Below are 18,720 nucleotides of genomic sequence, written 5' to 3' on the forward strand. Positions count from 1 at the left end.
CAGAAGCTTTGGGAACTTTCTTAGCAACCTGATTTCAGGGCTTATCGCATATAGCTTCTTGCCTAAAAAACCGTCTATTAAATTTCAAACTATAAATTCCAATCAAGTTTGCCTGTTTTAATAATCGAACTCAGGTTAAAAATATTTAATAAAAACCCTAAAAAGTATATACCACAATACGGCGGCTATTGTGCTTACGCCATTGCTGTTAAAAGCGATAAAGTTTCTATAAACCCCAAAACATTTCAAATTAAAGGTGATAAACTCTATTTATTCTATAACGCTTGGGGCACTAATACATTAGACTTGTGGAAGAAAGAAAACGAAAACGTATTACGAGAAAAAGCCGATGAAAATTGGAAAAACTTGAGGTTTAAAAAATAATTGTAAACTTTAGTAAGTTATTGGGAAAAAATACGACTAAAAAAAAGCTAAGAATAAAGAAAAATTAGTTTTTAGTTGGTTGGTTAAATGTAAAGCCTGGGTTTTTCACTCAGGCTTTACTATTTTTAAACAATTTGTAATACAAAGTAATTCTTTTTACCTCTTTGTAGTAGTACAAATTTATTGTTTATTAAATCTTTTGAAGTAATACTATAACCTTCTTTTACCTTCTCTTTATTTACAGAAATAGAATTTTCTTTTAATGCTCTTCTGGCTTCTCCATTAGATTTTAAAAACCCACCTTTTTCAGCTAATGCTGCAATAATATCTAAACCATTTTCAATTTCAGATTCAGCTATTTGTGTTTGTGGTACACCATCAAAAACATCTAAAAATGTTTTTTCATTCAATGCTTTTAAATCTTCGCTTGTAGATTTACCAAAAAGAATATTACTTGCTTTTATAGCATTATCTAATTCGGCTTTAGAATGCACCATAACTGTAATTTCTTCAGCCAAACGCTTCTGTAATACTCTTAAATGAGGTGCTTCTTTATGTTCTGATATCAAACCATTTATAGCATCTTCATTTAAAAAAGTGAAAATTTTAATGTACTTTTCTGCATCATCATCACTTGAATTTAGCCAATACTGGTAAAATTTATAAGGTGATGTTCTGTTGGCATCTAACCAAACATTCCCGCCTTCAGATTTTCCGAATTTAGAACCGTCAGATTTTGTAATTAACGGACACGTAATTGCGAAACCTTTTCCGCCAGCAATCCTTCTAATTAATTCGGTTCCAGTTGTAATGTTCCCCCATTGGTCGCTACCTCCCATTTGAATAGAACAATCACTTGTTTTGTAAAGATGAAGAAAATCATACCCTTGTACCAATTGATAGGTAAACTCTGTAAAACTCATCCCTTCAGAGGCATCTGAAGAAATTCTATTTTTCACAGAATCCTTCGCCATCATATAATTTACAGTGATGTGTTTACCAACATCGCGAATAAATTCAAGAAATGAAATATCTTTCATCCAGTCGTAATTATTCACAAGTTCAGCTGCATTAGCATCACTACTTTCAAAATCTAAAAAATGGGCTAATTGTGCTTTTATAGCGTCTTGATTATGTCTAAGTGTTTTTTCATCTAACAAATTACGCTCGTTAGATTTCCCTGAAGGATCACCAATCATTCCTGTGGCACCACCAACTAATGCTACTGGCTTATGCCCACAACGCTGATAATGCGCCAAAAGCATAATAGGAACCAAGTTACCAATGTGTAAAGAATCTGCCGTAGGATCAAAACCTACGTAAGCACTTCGCATGCTTTCCATTAAATGTTCTTCAGCTCCTGGCATAACAGTATGTATCATGCCTCTCCAAGTTAATTCTTCAACAAAATTGTTTATCATTCCTCTTAAATTTTTACAAAACTATGCAAAGATAAAAATACAGCTATAATTCCTTATGGATTCTGAATAATTCTTTAATTTAGTTGCATGATTTTAGTAACAGGAGGAACAGGATTAGTTGGATCGCATTTACTTTATAAACTCGTTTTAGAGCATGAAAAAGTAAAAGCAACTTATAGAAATGAAAGTAAAATTTCTAATACTAAAAATATATTCTCTTGCTATACTGAAGATTTTGACACCTTATTTAATGCGATTGAGTGGATACAGGCAGACCTTGTTGATGTTCCAGCGCTTTCTAAAGCGTTTCTTGGAGTAACTAAAGTATATCATTGTGCTGCATTTGTTTCTTTTGAACCAGATAAATATCAGCTTTTAAGAAAAACAAATATTGAAGGTACAGCAAATATTGTAAATCTCTGTATCTCAAATAACATTAAAAAACTTTGTTATGTAAGCTCCATTGCCACTTTAGGTGAGGCTTTGAATAATGAACCTATTTCTGAAGAAACGAATTGGAATCCGGAAGACGACAATAGTGTTTATGCCATTACAAAATATGGTGCTGAAATGGAAGTCTGGAGAGGAACACAAGAAGGTATTGATGCTGTAATTGTAAATCCTGGAGTTATTTTGGGGGCAGGTATTTGGCGTTATGGCACAGGGAGTCTATTTAAAAAAGCTAAAAAAGGCTTAAAATATTATACTTCTGGAACATTAGGAGTTGTTTCTGTTGACGATGTTATCTCTGTTATGACCATTTTAATGGAAAGTGAAATAACAAACGAACGCTTTGTTTTAGTTGCTGAAAATTGGACTTACAAAAATTTCCTTCAAGCTTTAGCGAAAGCAGTACATGCAACCCCACCTATAAAAATCGCTAACCATAGCCTTTTAAGTATCGCTTGGAAATTAGATTGGTTAAAACATAAAATTACTGGTAAAAGAAGACTATTAACTAAGCACATAGTTAAATCTTTAATAACTGAAACACATTACAGTAGTGATAAAATAAAAACAGCTTTAAATTATAAATTTAAAGCTGTTGAAGAAACCATTAAAACTACTGGGATTCATTATCTTAATCAGAAATAGGCTCTACTAAACCTTCTATTTCTTTTATGCTTTCTTCAAGCAATTTTTTATCTATTTGAATAGCATCTTTTTCATTAATAACTTCTAATTTTAAGGAGTCTTTATTTATCTTTTGTTCTTTAAAAACTTTTGCTAAAGAGTCTGCTTCCCTTTTTGTTTTTTCTTTCCATTCTTCAGCTTCAATAGTTTTGAGTTCAGCTTTAAGAGCTTCTAAACTATCTGATAACAATGTGTAAATTTCCTCATAATCATCAACATGAAAAGCATAATAACTATTACTTAAAGCAAATTGCAAGCTATCAATGTTGTATTTTTCATAGACGTAAGTATTAATATTAAGACTACTATCTCTCATGATAATTTTATTTTTTGAATTTGCTGATGTAATAAGTTTAGCATCAATTAAAATATTGACCATCTTACCTTTAGAAATTAGATTTTTTGGTTTTTCCGGACCATCTAATTTATTACAAGCTAAAGCAATAAAAATTATTCCAACAAATAGTATGAGTCTTTTTAAAATCATCTATTAAAAGTTAATCGTTTTGCTACTTTCACATCACTAAATTTTTTGTTGTGATATGCTAAGCTACCATTTAAAAAAGTATGTGTGATTCTTGATTTAAAAGTAGCGCCTTCAAAAGGCGACCATCCACATTTATATAAAATATTATCTTTTGTAACAGTCCAAGGATTATTTAAATCTACTAATACTAAATCGGCAAAATACCCTTCTTTAATATATCCGCGTCTTTCAATTTGAAATAAAATAGCTGGATTATGACACATTTTTTCAACGATTTTCTCTAGAGATATTTTTTCTTTATGATACATTTCTAACATGGCTGGTAAAGCATGTTGTACTAACGGGCCTCCTGAAGGCGCACTTGTATAAACGTTACTTTTCTCATCCTTAGTATGTGGTGCATGATCTGTAGCTATAACATCAATTCTATCATCTAATAAAGCGTCCCATAATTGATCTCTATCTTTTTTAGTTTTAACCGCAGGATTCCATTTTATAAGCGTCCCTTTTTTATCATAATCTTCATCAGAAAACCATAAATGATGGATACAAACCTCTGCTGTTATTTTCTTTTCTTTTAAAGGTATTTTATTAGTGAATAAATTAGTCTCTTTACCTGTTGAAAGGTGAAAAACATGTAATCTTGCACCAGTTTTTTTAGCTAACTTTATGGCTTGAGAAGATGAAAAATAGCAGGCTTCTTCACTTCTAATAATAGGATGATATTTAATAGGAATATCGTCTCCAAATTTATCAGTATACTGTTTTAAATTCTTCTTTATTGTACCTTCATCTTCACAATGTACTGAAATTACCATATTGGTGCTTTCAAAAATCTTTTCTAAAACTTTTGGATCATCAACCAACATATTCCCTGTTGAAGACCCTAAAAATAGTTTTAAACCAGCAACCTGATTCACATCTAGTTTTAAAATTTCATCCAAATTATCATTAGTACCGCCAAACATAAAAGAATAGTTTGCAGATGATGTTTTTGCTGCTATTTCAAACTTCTCTTCTAACTTTTCAATAGTTGTTGTTTGCGGATTGGTATTTGGCATTTCAATAAAAGATGTTATACCTCCAGCAATAGCCGCTTTAGATTCGGTTTCAATATCAGCTTTTTGCGTTAACCCTGGTTCTCTAAAATGCACTTGATCATCAATAGCTCCTGGTAAAAGATATTTCCCTTCAGCATCATAAACTAAAACATCTGCAGATTTTGGACTAATAGACGCTGCAATCTCTTTTATGTAATCCCCTTCAATTAATACATCGCCACTAAAAATAGTACCTTCATTAACTATTTTAGCGTTTTTTATAAGTGTCGTTTTTTTAATCATAATTTTACTTATTAAATATACTTTTTAACTTCATAGAAATAACTCCAAAAATAGCTTCGGAAATAATTCCTGAACTTAATTTAGACTTACCTCGGATTCTATCTGTAAAAATAACGGGAACTTCAACAATTTTAAACTTTTTTAAATAGGCTTTAAATTTCATTTCAATTTGAAACGCATACCCTATAAACTTAACAGCATCTAAATCAATTGCTTCTAAAACATGCTTTTTATAACAAACAAAACCTGCAGTAGTATCATGAATTTTCATGCCTGTAATTAAACGCACATATTTTGAAGCGCAGTAAGACATCAGTACTCTACTCATAGGCCAATTAACCACATTTACACCTGTTTTATATCTAGATCCAATAGCCATATCTGCACCCCCTGTATGGCAAGCATTATAAAGTTTTAGGACATCCTTTGGGTCATGTGAAAAATCGGCATCCATCTCAAAAATATAATCATAGCCTTTTAACAAACTCCATTTAAAACCATGAATATAAGCAGTACCTAAACCTGATTTCTCTTTCCGAAGCTCTAAAAACAATCTTTTAGGAAACTCTTTTTGAAGTTCTTGTACCTTTAAAGCTGTTAAATCTGGTGAATTATCATCAACAATAAGAACGTGAATATCCTCAGATTGAGAAAATACAGCCTTTATAATAGCTTCAATATTTTCAATCTCATTATATGTTGGAATAATTACAACAGTATTAAGCATATTTCCTTTTATTGAAATTCTTTTTAATTTTAGCAAATGTACACTAATCAGTGTTTATTTATTTTAAATATTTCCTAATAATACATACCTTTCTTAAAAATTATAATAATTTTATGCCATGCTTCGTCACATAGTTTCAAACGAGATATTTACCATCTTATTAGTCATAGGCTTAATTATTGTTGCTATAGCAAAATTAGTATCTCCAAAGCGTTTTGATGATTTTGTTTTAGTTTTAGTAAACGACAAATACCTAAAAATTTACTCCAGAGATCAGAAATTTTTCGACAAGTTTGACGCTTTATTATTTATTAATTTAATTTTATCGTTATCTGTATTCTGTTTTATTGCTTACAAGCAGATTACGGAATCTCATACTGTTACTAATAATGCCATGTTTAAACTAACTTTTAGTATTGGCGTTTTTATTTTGATAAAAGTACTTATAGAACGTTTAATAGGTAGTCTTTTTGAAATTGATAAATTAATAGATCAGTATATTTTTCAGAAAATAAGTTTTAAAAATTATTTAGGCATTGTATTATTGCCAATTAATGCACTATTGCTCTTCACTTTTCAACCAACATCTCAAATTATTTATGGCATTATTGTAATATTATTAATTGTTAATATTATTGGCTTAATAAGTTCATTTAAAACACATCAAAATCTAATAAAAAATAACTTACTCTATTTTATTTTGTATCTTTGCGCTCTTGAAATTGCACCCTACATCATTTTGTATAAGGTGTTTATTCCAAATTAAAAGAAAAAAATACCTGCGCATATGAAAGTGAAAACCATTTTAGTATCTCAACCAGAACCTAAAGTTGAGAACTCGCCTTACTTCGATTTACAAGAAAAACAGCGAGTAAAAATAGATTTCAGACCATTCATTCACGTGGAAGGTGTTTCTGCTAAAGAAATAAGACATCAAAAGATTGATTTAAGTGACTACACTGCAATTATTTTAACGAGTAGAAATGCTGTTGATCATTTTTTTAGAATTGCTGAAGAAATGCGTTTTAAAGTTCCAGACTCTATGAAATATTTCTGTCAGTCTGAAGCTGTCGCCTACTATCTTCAAAAATATGTAGTTTATAGAAAGCGTAAAATTTATGTTGGAAAACGCACTTTTGCTGAGTTATCGCCTTTAATTAAAAAATATAAAGACGAAAAATTTTTGTTGCCAAACACAGACAAAGTAAAACCAGCTGTTCCAGAGATATTAAATGGTTTAGGTTTAGATTGGAAACAAGCTACTTTTTTCAAAACGGTTGTTAGTGATTTATCTGACTTAGCAAATGTTTCCTATGACGTTTTAGTATTTTTTAGTCCTTCTGGAATTGAATCCTTATTTCATAACTTTCCAGATTTTAAACAAAACGAAACGCGTATAGCAGTATTTGGAAATACGACTATTAAAGCTGTTGAGGAAAAAGGATTACGTGTAGATATTGCTGCACCAACACCTGAAACACCCTCAATGACTATGGCGTTACAAAAATACATTGAAAAGGCTAATAAAGGGAAATAAGACATTTATTTACTGATAAAAAAAAGGGAATGATTTTTCAAATCATTCCCTTTTTTTGTTCTTAAAACGCATATCGTTGCGGCCCCCCGCGTCTAATTTCTTCGCTACAATGTGCTTCAAACTTTTTAAAATTTTCTCTAAACGCATTGGTTAGCTTAAAGGCCGTTGTATAATAGGCTATATCGTCATTCCAAGTTGCTCTAGGACTTAATACACTTGTTGGTACACCAGGGCACGTTCTTGGTTGCGCCACACCAAATACAGAATGAATGTGATAATCATCATAATTATACAACCCTAATTTACCATCTAAAACAGCTTTAATCATAGCACGGGTATATTTTAGTTTCATTCGGGTTCCAACACCGTAAGGACCTCCCGTCCAACCCGTATTTACTAACCAAACATTCACACCAGCATCTATCATTTTTTTACTTAGCATCTCTGCATATTTAGAAGGATGCAAAGGCATAAAAGGCGCGCCAAAACATGCCGAAAATGATGGCACTGGTTCTTTAACCCCAGCTTCAGTTCCAGCAACTTTTGCTGTATATCCAGATATGAAATGATATGCTGCCTGACTTGGTGTTAACTTAGAAATCGGAGGAATAACTCCAAAAGCATCAGCTGTTAAAAAGAATATGTTTTTTGGATTTTTTCCTATGGACGGAACCTGTATGTTTTCAATATGATGAATAGGATAACTTACTCGTGTATTTTGTGTAATTGATTTGTCTTCAAAATCCACATCACCATTATCTTTTAAAATTACATTTTCAAGAATGGCACCTTTTTTAATGGCATCATAAATTTCAGGTTCATTATCTCTTGAAAGGTTAATCACTTTTGCATAACAACCACCTTCAAAATTAAACACCGTGTTTTCATTGGTCCAACCATGTTCGTCATCGCCAATTAAACTTCTATCAGGGTCGGTTGATAATGTTGTTTTTCCAGTGCCTGATAAACCAAAGAAAATACTGGTATCTCCATCTTTCCCAACATTTGCGCTACAGTGCATTGGTAGTGTGTTTTTAAACACAGGAAGTATAAAATTTAAAGCAGAAAAAATCCCTTTTTTAATTTCACCAGTATATCCTGTACCACCAATTAAAGCGATTTTTTTTGTGAAATTTAAAATCGCAAAATTATGTTGACGGGTTCCATCTTTCTCAGCATTTGCCATAAAACCTGGTGCATTAACCACCGTCCATTCTGGCTCAAAGTTTTTTAATGCATCATCCGTAGGACGCAAAAACATATTATATGCAAATTGGTTACTCCATGGGTATTCATTAATCACTCGAATATTTAGCTTATAATTATCATCTGCACATGCATAGCAATCCCTTACAAACAGCTCTTTTTCAGATAAATAACCAACAACCTTATCATATAATTTATCGAAGCTTTCAGGCTTAAAAGGAATATTAATATTGCCCCACCAAATGCGATCTTTGGTAATATCGTCTTTTACAATAAATCTATCTTTAGGGGAACGCCCAGTAAATTCGCCTGTATTTACCGCTAATGCACCCGAAGACACTTCAACCCCCATCCCTTTTGATATCGTAATATCATGAAGCTCATCTGGGGATAATTGATAATTTACTTTCGCATTTTTTATACCATATCCTTCTAACGAAATCGTTTTCGTAACCTGATCATAATTTCTCATAAATTGACAAAAAATTAATTATCCTACAATATTAAAACAATTATTTTAAGTATCTGGAAATTATATTGGCTTTTTAAACGAAATCTTTATGAAATCGATAAAAATAAATAACCATGCAAAAATTAATGATAAACCGCCAATTGGAGTGATGAAACCAATGGTTTTAAAATTGAAAGACGATAATTCATTGGTTGCCAAACCATAAATTGACCCCGAAAAAAACAAAAGCCCAATAACGACTAAATAATAAATAACTTTTTTAGTTTTAGGTCCAATTAAAGTAGTACTACCAACAAATAATAACAAAAGGGCATGATACATCTGGTAACGCACTCCGGTTTCAAAAGTTTGTTGCGATTCAAAAGGTAATAACTCTTTGAGTGCATGTGCGCCAAAAGCTCCTAGAATGATACTCAAAAGACCTAACACAGACGCGGTAACTAAAATAGTTTTATTCATTTTCTATAAATTATTCTCAATAAATACTATTAATATTTATTAATTTCGTAAAATTAAATACATTTTAAGCATCTCAATAGTTAAAACAAAATTACTCAACAAAAGGCAATATGCGAAATATTTTAATCATTGGTTCTGGAAAATCTACATCATATCTTCTAAAATATCTGTTAGATAAGTCTTCATCCGAAAAATTACAGATAACAGTTGGCGATTTAAATGTAGCACATGCTAAAACCTTAATTGACGGCCACCAAAATGCAAAAGCGATTACTTTGGATGTTTTAGATGCATCCTCAAGAACTCCAGCCATTAAAAATACAGATATTGTGGTTTCCATGCTACCAGCTCACCTGCATATTGAAGTTGCTAAAGATTGTATTACCCATAAAAAGCATATGGTAACGGCATCTTATGTAAGTCCAGAAATGCAAGCTTTAGATAATGATGCCAAAACAAACGGACTTATTTTAATGAATGAAATAGGTGTAGATCCAGGAATAGACCATATGAGTGCTATGCAAGTTTTAGACAGCATACGAGATAAAGGTGGAAAAATTATTTTATTCGAATCCTTTACAGGAGGCTTGGTTGCTCCAGAAAGCGACAACAATCTATGGAATTACAAATTCACCTGGAACCCAAGAAATGTAGTCATAGCAGGTCAAGGTGGTGCTGCCAAATTTCTTCAAGAAGGCGCTTATAAATACATCCCTTATAACCGTTTATTTAGACGAACCGAGTTTTTAGAAATTGATAATTTTGGACGTTTTGAAGTCTACGCCAACAGAGATTCCTTAAAATACCAAAGTGTTTATGGGTTAAACAATGTTAAAACCCTTTATCGTGGAACGATGCGTCGCGTAGGTTTTAGTCGCGCTTGGAATATTTTTGTTACACTCGGAATGACGGATGATAGCTACATCATCGATGATAGTGAAAATATGAGTTACCGCGATTTTACAAATGCGTTCCTACCTTATAGTCCATCAGATTCTGTTGAGTTAAAACTAAGGCACCAGCTTAAAATCGATCAAGATGATGTGGTTTGGGACAAACTCATTGAAATCGATATATTTAATCCCAACAAACCCGTAAAACTCAAAAAAGCAACTCCAGCACAAATACTTCAAAAAATATTGATGGATAGCTGGACGCTTTCAAAAAACGATAAAGACATGATTGTCATGTACCATAAATTTGGCTACGAACTACACGGAAAAAAACACCAAATAGACGCCAATATGGTCGTTCTAGGCGAGGACCAAACCTATACCGCCATGGCAAAAACTGTGGGCTTACCAGTGGCTATGGTAACTCTTGCTATTTTAAACGGTAAAATAACCACTCCCGGAGTTCAAATTCCAATCACCAAAGAAGTATACCAACCTATTTTGAAAGAATTAAAAGCCTATGGCATCCAATTTCAAGAAAAGGAAATCCCTTATTTAGGCTACAACCCATTAAATAATTAGTATTTGGCGTTACCACGCTCATACCTACAAGGTCTTCAAAACCTTTCAGGATCGCTTAGGTCGGGCTATTCGCTACAAGTCCGCGCACCTCCTTCGTCGGGCTGTGGGCTTTCCACTACTATCCCTAACGCAATTTATAGTTTCAATTTAAAATCAAATACTTACTTTTATGTTTTAGATTGAAATACTATGAAGCAAAAAAATAAAATTATCACTATAGATGGTATTGATAAAAAAATACTTCGAGCCTTAACCACAGATGCCAGAACCCCTATTTTAGAAATTGCCAGAAACGTAGGTATTTCTGGAGCAGCTATTCATCAACGCCTCCGTAAACTTGAAAAATCTAAACTTATTTCTGGTTCAAAATTCATAATTAATCATGAGGTTTTAGGTTTTACAACTTTGGCCTTTGTCGGTATTTATCTTGATAAAGCTGCAAATACCGATGATGTAGTACGTGCCTTAAAACGTATTCCTGAAGTTTTAGAGTGCCACTACACCACAGGAAACTACAGTCTGTTTATAAAACTTTTAAGCAGAGACAATGCCCATTTAATGCAATTGCTCCATGAAAAAATTCAAACTATAACAGGTGTACAAAGGACCGAATCACTCATTTCTTTAGACCAACAAATTGATAGACAGGTACATATCTAATTTTATAAGATTTAAACTAAAATAGCGTTTTCATTTCCTACTCTCGGTATAATTATTGATTAATATTGCTTCAAACTTTTCAAATTAAAATTTATGAAAAATCCTTATCTAGTATTACTTATTACTGCTTTCATTTCAATGTCTATGTTCTCTCAAGAAAATACAGAAAACAAAGAAGCTTCTAAAAACTTCAATGAATTAAAAATAAACATGACTAACCTAATAGGCTTTAAATGGTTTGATATAGGTTATGAGCGCACTATAAATGAAGAGTCTTCGTTTGGAGTTGGTGTACTAACAAGAATAGGTTCTGATAGAGATGATAGCGATGGTTTAGATGAGTATAGAACATTTTCCATAACACCTTATTACAGACACTTTTTTTCTCAAAAATATGCTCAAGGCTTTTTTATTGAAGGCTTTGCTATGGTTCATTCTGGTAAGCATGAAATATATAGTTACAACTCAATAACTCAAAACGGAAGTTACAGCGGAAATAAATATACAGATTTAGCTATAGGTGTTTCTGCAGGGGCTAAATTTGTTACAAAAAGAGGATTTATTGCAGAAATATATTTAGGTATTGGTAGAGACATGCTAGACCAAAGTGATATTGAGGTTGTTGGAAGAGGTGGTGTAGCACTTGGTTATAGGTTATAAAAAACTTAAACTAAAAACCCCAAGCTAACGCATGGGGTTTTTAGTTTTTTATGAGATTTCTACTTTCGCAGGAATGAGTTACATTTTCATCAACCAAGAACGCACATCTACTTCTTGCTTAATAATAGCTCTTAAATCTTCAATTTTAACACGTTCTTGCTCCATAGAATCTCTATGACGAATGGTAACCGTGTTATCGTCTAAAGTATCATGATCAACAGTAATACAAAATGGTGTTCCATTAGCATCTTGCCTTCTATAACGACGTCCAACAGCATCCTTTTCATCATAAATGACATTAAAATCCCATTTCAATTCGTCTACAATTTGTTTTGCTATTTCTGGCAATCCATCTTTTTTAACTAATGGTAAAATGGCTGCTTTTACAGGCGCTAATACACTTGGCAATTTTAATACCGTTCTTGTTGTTCCATTTTCAAGTTCCTCTTCTTGTAAAGAGTTTGAGAAAACTGCTAAAAACATACGGTCTAAACCAATAGATGTTTCTAAAACATACGGGGTATAACTCGCATTATCTTCATGGTCAAAATATTGCAACTTCTTCCCAGAAAATTCTTCATGGGCTTTTAAATCAAAATCGGTACGTGAATGTATACCTTCCAATTCTTTAAAACCAAAAGGGAATTTAAACTCAATATCGGCAGCGGCATCAGCATAATGGGCTAACTTCTCATGGTCATGAAAACGGTAATTATCCGCTCCCATTCCTAAAGATAAGTGCCACTTCATTCTATGTTCTTTCCAATACTCATACCATTCTTTTTGAGTGCCTGGTTTTATAAAAAATTGCATTTCCATTTGCTCAAACTCACGCATTCTAAAAATAAATTGTCTCGCCACAATTTCATTTCTAAAAGCTTTACCTGTTTGTGCAATTCCAAAAGGAATTTTTTGGCGACTCGTTTTCTGTACATTCAAAAAGTTAACAAAAATACCTTGAGCTGTTTCTGGACGTAAATATAAATCCATCGCAGTTTCGGCAGAAGCACCAAGTTTAGTCCCAAACATTAAATTAAACTGCTTTACATCCGTCCAGTTTTTACTTCCTGTTAACGGGTCTGCAATTTCTAATTCTTCAATAAGCGCTTTTACATCAGCCAAATCTTCATTTTCTAAAGATTTTGCCATCCGCGAAAGGGTCATATTTATTTTTTCTTGATAACCAACTACACGACCGTTTGTAGATAAAAACTCTTCTTTATTAAAGGCATCGCCAAATCGTTTAGCCGCTTTTTTTACTTCTTTATCAATTTTAGCTTCAATTTTAGCACAATAATCTTCAATTAAAACATCTGCTCTATAACGCTTTTTAGAATCTTTGTTATCAATCAACGGGTCATTAAACGCATCAACGTGACCTGAAGCTTTCCAAGTAGTTGGGTGCATAAAAATAGCAGCATCAATACCAACTATATTTTCATTCATTTGCACCATGGCTTTCCACCAGTAGTCACGTATGTTTTTCTTTAATTCTGCTCCGTTTTGCGCATAGTCATATACTGCACTTAAACCGTCATAAATCTCACTACTCTGAAACACATAGCCGTATTCCTTTGCATGTGAAATTACCTTCTTAAATTGATCATCTTGATTTGCCATAGGTGCAAAAATAAAAAACCGCTTAAAACAAACGTCTTTTTATGAAAAATAATTAAGTTTACAACACAACATTTCTATAAAATGGTTAAATCTATCGTTAATTTATTCTTTCCAAAAGTATGTTATGCTTGTCTTAACTTACTTAACGACAATGAGGATACTATTTGTTTAGACTGCCGGCATGATTTACCTATTACAAATTTTCATTTTGACAATAACGATGCTGTAAAAAAAGTACTTTATGGCCGTGCTGAATTAGAACATGGCACTGCGCTGTTTAGATTTGAAAAAAAAGGAAATGTACAACGGCTTATTCATAATCTTAAATATAAAGACCATGAACATATTGGCTTTGTTTTAGGAAACTGGCTTGGTGGTGAATTAAAAACTCTTGATGCTTATAAAAATATTGATGCTGTGATTCCAGTGCCGCTTCATAAAAATAAACTAAAAAAAAGAGGCTATAATCAAGTGGCGAAGTTTGGGCAGCAAATTTCTGAAGCTTTGGGCGCTGACTATTTAGATGATGTATTAATTAAAATTACAAATACAAAATCGCAAACCACCAAAGCACGTTTTACCCGTTGGATGAACAATGATGAATTATTTGCACTTAAAAACATGGAATTGATAGACAAGAAACATATATTAGTTGTAGATGACCTGATTACAACTGGCGCCACTCTTGAAGCTTGTATTGGTGTTTTAAATCAGGCTAAAAATGTAAAAATAAGTATCGCAACAATGGCAATAGCTTAAGTGCAATAAGCGTTATTTTTTAGGAGAATTTATGTAGGCTTCTTTTGAGTAGAACCAAATTTTGCACTAAAAAAATAGAAAATTTTGTTTCACTTTAGTAACCGCTTTGCTAGCAAATGATTTTTTTCATTCTGTTTTTAAGAATTTCAGAACAAAAAAATTCATGTACTTTTGCTAAAAATTTAAAATTGGTAATGAACAAGACCCTTTCAAATTTTATTTTATCAGCTATTATTGGCTTAGTTTTTATAAATTGTGCTAATCGTGGAACTCCTGATGGAGGCCCAAAGGACGAAACGCCGCCGAGTATTATTAAGTCTGAACCTGAAAATTATTCCACAAATTTTAAGGGTAATGAAATTAGAGTTTATTTTGATGAATATATTAAAATAAAGGACCTCCAAAAGCAGCTTATTATTTCGCCACCCATGAAAACACAACCTGACGTTATGCCTCTAGGTGGCGCCAGCAAATACATTACTATTAAAATTTACGATACGCTTCAACCAAATACTACTTACGCCTTTAATTTCGGAAATAGCATCACCGACAATAACGAAGGTAACCCATACCCTTATTACCGTTATGTGCTTTCAACCGGGGATTATATTGATTCGCTTTCGGTTAACGGAAACATTGTTGATGCCTTAAAAAAACAACCAGAAACCTTCGTTAATGTGGCGCTTTACGAAGTAGATTCTACATTTACTGATTCTATCATTTATAAAGAAACTCCAAAATACATCACTAATACCTTAGATAGCGTAACCACTTTTTCTATTGAAAATCTTAAACCAGGAAAATATCTATTAATGGCTTTAAAAGATGGTAATGGGGATAATAAATTTCAGCAAAAAACAGATCAATTAGCATTTCATAAAAATTTTATAGAAGTACCAACGGATTCATCATATAGCTTAAGACTTTTTAAAGAAAAGCGAGATTTTAACGCTACAAGACCTAGATTGATTTCTGGTGAAAAAATCGCATTTGGTTTTGAAGGTAGTTATGAAGGCATGAAAATAGATATTACATCTGATACGCCTCCAGAATTTGAATACCGCATTACTAAAGACCCAAAAACAGATACTTTAAATTATTGGTACAAACCAAGACTAGAAGTTGATTCTTTGAATTTTAAAGTGTCTAAAAATGATTTTGAAAAAGAGTTTACCGCAAGAATCAGTGAACAAAAAAGAGACACTTTATTGATTTCTACTTTCCCTTCTGGTACTATAGGTTACGATGAGGATTTTAAGATTTCAGCAAATACACCGTTATCAAATTTTGATGTTTCTAAAATATCTTTAATGGATAAAGATTCAACAATTGTAACTTTTAAAACAGATTTTGATTCGATAAGAAATACATATTTATTTCAATTTGACAAAACGGAGGACAACAATTACGAAATGAAAGTACTTCCTGAAGCCTTTGAAGATTTTTTTGGAGATGAGAATAAAGACACACTAACTTATACTTTAAAAACGAAAAAGACTTCTGATTTTGGGTATGTAAGATTCACTTTAGTTAACGCAACTTATCCGCTAATTATTCAATTAACTGATAAACAAGGTGAGGTAAAAGTAGAAAAGAATGCTAAAAATCAAGGCAATATAGATTTCTTAAACCTAGATTCTGGAATGTATTCCATTAGAGTAATACACGATGTTAATGGCAATAAAAAGTTTGACCCAGGAAACTATTTAAATAAAATTCAACCTGAAAAAGTAAGCCATTTTCAAGACATTGAAATCAGAGCAGACTGGGGAATTCAAGAAACACTTCAGTTTAAGTAAAACTGAAAACATCTCTATCATCTAAAAACTTAAGCTTATTCCGATACGCCCTAATATGTCTTTTTTCTAAAGTTACAATTTGTATATCTTCTTCATTTGACTTGAATGAAGTCAACTCTTCTCCTAGCACATCATAAACTGCGGAGTGACCAGAATACATACTATTCAAACCATCTACACCAACCCTATTTACACCAATACAATAACACATATTTTCTATAGCACGAGCTTTTAACAAAACATCCCAAGCTGAAACTCTGGGTTTTGGCCAATTGGCAACATAAAGCAAGACATCATAATCTTCAGTATTTCTTGACCAAACCGGAAAACGTAAATCGTAACAAATTAAAGGGCGGATTTTCCAGCCTTTATAATGTAAAATTACTTTTTCTTTTCCTGCGGTGTATGTTTTATTCTCGCCAACTAAAGTAAATGTGTGTCGCTTATCATAAGACGATATAAACCCTGAAGGCTCAACAAAAAGTAATCTATTATAAAATTTATTGTTTTCTGAAATAACGATACTACCCACTATAGCGGCTTCTGTTTTTAAAGCTAAATCTTTCATCCAAGAAATAGTTTCTCCATCCATAGTTTCGGCTACTACTTTGGCATTCATTGTAAAGCCTGTGGTAAACATTTCTGGAAGAATAATAACATCTACGGCCGCAGATATATTATCGATTTTCTTTTTGAAGTTTACTCGATTTTGCTCTGGGTTTTCCCAAACTAAGTCGGACTGAATTAAAGCTATTTTGAGTTCGTTTTGCATTTTAATTTTTTTTAAACTGAACCTTAAAATAACGCTTTTAAATTTTATTTCAAAACAGAAAAATGTTAATTCTATTTTAATAAAAAGTGAAGATTACTATATTTTTTTCTTGGTCTTTTCTGAAGCGTCCTTGTGTTTTCCAATTTTTTCTAACCACTTTTCTTCATCTTGAGGGGATAGCTTGCCTTTCTTTTTAAGCTTCTCGTACTTCTTTATGGCGTCTTTGTGATTTTTGACGGATTTATCAAAATTAGATTGCGCTTTTTGTCTTTGCTTTAATTCTTTTTCAGCCTTTTTTTGCTTCTTTTCAGCTTTTTTTTGATCTTTTTCGGCATTTTTTTGTTCTTTTTCAGCTTTTTCTATACGTTTTTGAGTCTCTTCAGCTTCTTTCACTTGAAGCATTTTTTTATCAAAAGCTGTCATAACTTGTTGCTTTTCCTCTACTGAAAGTGTATCGGTAACGTCCATATCACCTTTGAAAACTCTATCCTTTTTAATCTCATAAGTTACCCCATTAAAACTTATGCCTTGGGCATTAACCATAAAACCAAAACCTAAAAACATTACTATTATTAGAAATCTCATAATTCTTATTTTAAAAATTTTACATCTAACATTTAGACACAATATTATTTAAAAAGTTACTTAAATATGGTTTAAAATATCTGCTGCTCTTTTTAAGGTATCGTCTGTTTTAGCAAAACAAAAACGTAGCACCTTATTATCTAAATTATTTTCGTTGAAAACAGATAATGGAATGGATGCTAAACCTGATTCTTTTGTGAGTCTTTTTGCAAAATCAACATCGTATTCATCAGTAATTTTAGTATAATCTAACACTTGAAAATAAGTCCCCTTTGAAGGCAGAAACGTAAATCTTGAATCTTGAATTAGACTTAAAAACAAATCTCTTTTTTTCTGATAAAATGCAGACAAGCCCAAATAATGCTTTGGTTCTTGCATATAATCTGCAATTCCTTTTTGAGTAGGATGATGCACACAAAACACGCTAAATTGGTGAACTTGCCTAAATAGTTCCATTAATGCTTTTGGTGCGCAGCAATAGCCAATGCGCCATCCGGTATTATGAAAGGTTTTGCAAAATGAAGCTACTACAAAACTTCTGGATTTTAAATCTGGAAATAGGCAAGCACTTAGATGTTTTTCACCGTCATAAATTATATGCTCATAAACCTCATCACTTAAAACGATAATATTTGTGTTTTTCGTAATCTTTTCCAACTGTAACATATCTTCTTTTGAAAAAATAGTACCAGATGGGTTATGAGGCGTATTTATAATAATCATTTTAGTACGATTATTAATCTTTTGGCCGACCACATTCCAATCTACACTGAAATTTGGAGCTTGGAGTTGAATAGGAATAACTTTACCACCATTAAGTTTTATTCCAGGTTCGTAACTGTCATATGCAGGTTTAAAGATGACAACTTCGTCGTTTGGTTTTACGAATGTAGAAATGATTGTTGAAATGGCCTGAGTTGCCCCAGCTGTAATAGTAATTTCACTTTCTGGATGATATGTAGAATTATACAATGTATCCATCTTTTTTGCAATGGCTTCTCGTAATTCTAAATTTCCAGCCATGGGCGCATATTGATTGTAGCCTGAATTCATAGCTTTACAAACCAAATCAATTAACTTTTGGTCGCTACCAAAATCTGGAAAACCTTGAGATAAATTTATGGCGTCGTGCTTTCTTGCCAAACTACTCATTATTGAAAAAATCGTGGTTCCTACATCAGGAAGTTTAGATGTGTGCTGCATAAATGTAAAGATAATGA

Annotated in this window: 19 protein-coding genes; 9 read left to right on the plus strand and 10 right to left on the minus strand. The window is 32.3% G+C overall.

What is annotated here, in order from left to right; genetic code table 11:
* The first annotated feature begins 108 nt into the window (after positions 1-108).
* Entirely contained in the window at positions 109-384 is a 276-nt protein-coding gene (locus P8K68_RS04360) for a YHS domain-containing (seleno)protein (protein WP_300248433.1), read from the plus strand.
* A 125-nt stretch (positions 385-509) separates the two neighbouring features.
* Here the strand turns inward: P8K68_RS04360 and tyrS are convergent, their stop codons facing one another.
* Entirely contained in the window at positions 510-1,805 is a 1,296-nt protein-coding gene (gene tyrS / locus P8K68_RS04365) for a tyrosine--tRNA ligase (RefSeq protein WP_300248434.1), read from the minus strand.
* An 87-nt stretch (positions 1,806-1,892) separates the two neighbouring features.
* On the opposite strand from tyrS, the gene P8K68_RS04370 reads away from it, so the two are divergent.
* Positions 1,893-2,900: an NAD-dependent epimerase/dehydratase family protein gene (locus tag P8K68_RS04370; protein ID WP_300248435.1), complete on the plus strand. Its 1,008-nt coding sequence runs from the start codon at positions 1,893-1,895 to the stop codon at positions 2,898-2,900.
* On the opposite strand, the gene P8K68_RS04375 is transcribed toward P8K68_RS04370, so the two are convergent.
* Genes P8K68_RS04375 through P8K68_RS04385 form a run of 3 tightly spaced genes read right to left on the minus strand, consistent with a single transcriptional unit; the run spans position 2,887 to position 5,496 of the window.
* On the minus strand, positions 2,887-3,426 hold the full coding sequence (locus P8K68_RS04375) for a DUF4296 domain-containing protein (RefSeq protein ID WP_300248436.1): 540 nt from the start codon (positions 3,424-3,426) through the stop codon (positions 2,887-2,889). The genes P8K68_RS04370 and P8K68_RS04375 overlap by 14 nt on opposite strands.
* Positions 3,423-4,769 (minus strand): dihydroorotase, encoded by a 1,347-nt coding sequence (locus P8K68_RS04380; protein WP_300248437.1) that lies wholly within the window; start codon positions 4,767-4,769, stop codon positions 3,423-3,425. The genes P8K68_RS04375 and P8K68_RS04380 overlap by 4 nt, the downstream gene beginning before the upstream one ends.
* A 4-nt stretch (positions 4,770-4,773) precedes the next feature.
* The gene (locus tag P8K68_RS04385; protein ID WP_300248438.1) at positions 4,774-5,496 is read right to left on the minus strand and encodes a polyprenol monophosphomannose synthase; all 723 of its coding nucleotides are present in this window, start codon (positions 5,494-5,496) and stop codon (positions 4,774-4,776) included.
* 118 nt (positions 5,497-5,614) lie between these two features.
* On the opposite strand from P8K68_RS04385, the gene P8K68_RS04390 reads away from it, so the two are divergent.
* Together P8K68_RS04390 and P8K68_RS04395 are read left to right on the plus strand one after the other, a co-directional pair.
* Entirely contained in the window at positions 5,615-6,262 is a 648-nt protein-coding gene (locus P8K68_RS04390; protein ID WP_300248439.1) for a DUF4271 domain-containing protein, read from the plus strand.
* 21 nt (positions 6,263-6,283) lie between these two features.
* Positions 6,284-7,033 (plus strand): uroporphyrinogen-III synthase, encoded by a 750-nt coding sequence (locus tag P8K68_RS04395; RefSeq protein WP_300248440.1) that lies wholly within the window; start codon positions 6,284-6,286, stop codon positions 7,031-7,033.
* A 61-nt stretch (positions 7,034-7,094) separates the two neighbouring features.
* Here P8K68_RS04395 and pckA read toward each other — a convergent pair whose 3' ends face one another.
* Both pckA and P8K68_RS04405 read right to left on the minus strand, forming a co-directional pair.
* Positions 7,095-8,711 carry a phosphoenolpyruvate carboxykinase (ATP) gene (gene pckA, locus P8K68_RS04400; protein WP_300248441.1) on the minus strand — a complete coding sequence of 539 codons (1,617 nt, stop codon included), beginning with the start codon at positions 8,709-8,711 and terminating at the stop codon, positions 7,095-7,097.
* Between the two features lie 60 nt (positions 8,712-8,771).
* Positions 8,772-9,170 (minus strand): DUF423 domain-containing protein, encoded by a 399-nt coding sequence (locus tag P8K68_RS04405; protein ID WP_300248442.1) that lies wholly within the window; start codon positions 9,168-9,170, stop codon positions 8,772-8,774.
* A gap of 110 nt (positions 9,171-9,280) precedes the next feature.
* On the opposite strand from P8K68_RS04405, the gene P8K68_RS04410 reads away from it, so the two are divergent.
* The 3 genes from P8K68_RS04410 (at position 9,281) to P8K68_RS04420 (ending at position 11,965) form a co-directional block, all read left to right on the plus strand.
* The gene (locus P8K68_RS04410; protein WP_300248443.1) at positions 9,281-10,645 is read left to right on the plus strand and encodes a saccharopine dehydrogenase C-terminal domain-containing protein; all 1,365 of its coding nucleotides are present in this window, start codon (positions 9,281-9,283) and stop codon (positions 10,643-10,645) included.
* A gap of 189 nt (positions 10,646-10,834) precedes the next feature.
* Entirely contained in the window at positions 10,835-11,305 is a 471-nt protein-coding gene (locus tag P8K68_RS04415; RefSeq protein ID WP_300248444.1) for an Lrp/AsnC ligand binding domain-containing protein, read from the plus strand.
* Positions 11,306-11,398: 93 nt separating this feature from the next.
* Entirely contained in the window at positions 11,399-11,965 is a 567-nt protein-coding gene (locus P8K68_RS04420; RefSeq protein WP_300248445.1) for a DUF3575 domain-containing protein, read from the plus strand.
* Positions 11,966-12,043: 78 nt separating this feature from the next.
* On the opposite strand, the gene P8K68_RS04425 is transcribed toward P8K68_RS04420, so the two are convergent.
* Positions 12,044-13,585: a glycine--tRNA ligase gene (locus P8K68_RS04425; protein WP_300248446.1), complete on the minus strand. Its 1,542-nt coding sequence runs from the start codon at positions 13,583-13,585 to the stop codon at positions 12,044-12,046.
* An 81-nt stretch (positions 13,586-13,666) separates the two neighbouring features.
* Here P8K68_RS04425 and P8K68_RS04430 point away from each other — a divergent pair, with 81 nt between their 5' ends.
* Positions 13,667-14,344 (plus strand): phosphoribosyltransferase family protein, encoded by a 678-nt coding sequence (locus P8K68_RS04430; RefSeq protein WP_300248447.1) that lies wholly within the window; start codon positions 13,667-13,669, stop codon positions 14,342-14,344.
* Positions 14,345-14,538: 194 nt separating this feature from the next.
* A complete protein-coding gene (locus tag P8K68_RS04435) occupies positions 14,539-16,143 on the plus strand; it encodes an Ig-like domain-containing protein (RefSeq protein ID WP_300248448.1) in 1,605 nt (534 codons plus the stop codon).
* Here the strand turns inward: P8K68_RS04435 and P8K68_RS04440 are convergent.
* The 3 genes from P8K68_RS04440 to P8K68_RS04450 all read right to left on the minus strand — a co-directional run bounded on the left by P8K68_RS04440 (position 16,136) and on the right by P8K68_RS04450 (position 18,703).
* Positions 16,136-16,915, minus strand: a complete 780-nt coding sequence (locus P8K68_RS04440) for an amidohydrolase (RefSeq protein ID WP_300248449.1) — start codon at positions 16,913-16,915, stop codon at positions 16,136-16,138. The genes P8K68_RS04435 and P8K68_RS04440 overlap by 8 nt on opposite strands.
* Positions 16,916-17,011: 96 nt before the next feature.
* The gene (locus tag P8K68_RS04445; RefSeq protein WP_300248450.1) at positions 17,012-17,500 is read right to left on the minus strand and encodes a hypothetical protein; all 489 of its coding nucleotides are present in this window, start codon (positions 17,498-17,500) and stop codon (positions 17,012-17,014) included.
* 60 nt (positions 17,501-17,560) lie between these two features.
* On the minus strand, positions 17,561-18,703 hold the full coding sequence (locus tag P8K68_RS04450; RefSeq protein WP_300248451.1) for a methionine aminotransferase: 1,143 nt from the start codon (positions 18,701-18,703) through the stop codon (positions 17,561-17,563).
* Between the last annotated feature and the right edge of the window lie 17 nt (positions 18,704-18,720).

This window comes from Algibacter sp., assembly GCF_029245835.1.
In the GTDB taxonomy this organism is placed as follows: domain Bacteria; phylum Bacteroidota; class Bacteroidia; order Flavobacteriales; family Flavobacteriaceae; genus Algibacter_B.

What these genes read in the sequence shown, in the direction of transcription:
- P8K68_RS04390 (WP_300248439.1), top strand. Translation starts at nt 5,615, where the DNA reads ATGCTTCGTCACATAGTTTCAAACGAGATATTTACCATCTTATTAGTC.
- P8K68_RS04415 (WP_300248444.1), top strand. Translation starts at nt 10,835, where the DNA reads ATGAAGCAAAAAAATAAAATTATCACTATAGATGGTATTGATAAAAAA.
- P8K68_RS04445 (WP_300248450.1), bottom strand. Translation starts at nt 17,500, where the DNA reads ATGAGATTTCTAATAATAGTAATGTTTTTAGGTTTTGGTTTTATGGTT.
- pckA (WP_300248441.1), bottom strand. Translation starts at nt 8,711, where the DNA reads ATGAGAAATTATGATCAGGTTACGAAAACGATTTCGTTAGAAGGATAT.
- P8K68_RS04440 (WP_300248449.1), bottom strand. Translation starts at nt 16,915, where the DNA reads ATGCAAAACGAACTCAAAATAGCTTTAATTCAGTCCGACTTAGTTTGG.
- P8K68_RS04395 (WP_300248440.1), top strand. Translation starts at nt 6,284, where the DNA reads ATGAAAGTGAAAACCATTTTAGTATCTCAACCAGAACCTAAAGTTGAG.
- P8K68_RS04410 (WP_300248443.1), top strand. Translation starts at nt 9,281, where the DNA reads ATGCGAAATATTTTAATCATTGGTTCTGGAAAATCTACATCATATCTT.
- P8K68_RS04420 (WP_300248445.1), top strand. Translation starts at nt 11,399, where the DNA reads ATGAAAAATCCTTATCTAGTATTACTTATTACTGCTTTCATTTCAATG.
- tyrS (WP_300248434.1), bottom strand. Translation starts at nt 1,805, where the DNA reads ATGATAAACAATTTTGTTGAAGAATTAACTTGGAGAGGCATGATACAT.
- P8K68_RS04435 (WP_300248448.1), top strand. Translation starts at nt 14,539, where the DNA reads ATGAACAAGACCCTTTCAAATTTTATTTTATCAGCTATTATTGGCTTA.
- P8K68_RS04450 (WP_300248451.1), bottom strand. Translation starts at nt 18,703, where the DNA reads ATGCAGCACACATCTAAACTTCCTGATGTAGGAACCACGATTTTTTCA.
- P8K68_RS04380 (WP_300248437.1), bottom strand. Translation starts at nt 4,769, where the DNA reads ATGATTAAAAAAACGACACTTATAAAAAACGCTAAAATAGTTAATGAA.
- P8K68_RS04430 (WP_300248447.1), top strand. Translation starts at nt 13,667, where the DNA reads ATGGTTAAATCTATCGTTAATTTATTCTTTCCAAAAGTATGTTATGCT.
- P8K68_RS04425 (WP_300248446.1), bottom strand. Translation starts at nt 13,585, where the DNA reads ATGGCAAATCAAGATGATCAATTTAAGAAGGTAATTTCACATGCAAAG.
- P8K68_RS04405 (WP_300248442.1), bottom strand. Translation starts at nt 9,170, where the DNA reads ATGAATAAAACTATTTTAGTTACCGCGTCTGTGTTAGGTCTTTTGAGT.
- P8K68_RS04370 (WP_300248435.1), top strand. Translation starts at nt 1,893, where the DNA reads ATGATTTTAGTAACAGGAGGAACAGGATTAGTTGGATCGCATTTACTT.
- P8K68_RS04385 (WP_300248438.1), bottom strand. Translation starts at nt 5,496, where the DNA reads ATGCTTAATACTGTTGTAATTATTCCAACATATAATGAGATTGAAAAT.
- P8K68_RS04375 (WP_300248436.1), bottom strand. Translation starts at nt 3,426, where the DNA reads ATGATTTTAAAAAGACTCATACTATTTGTTGGAATAATTTTTATTGCT.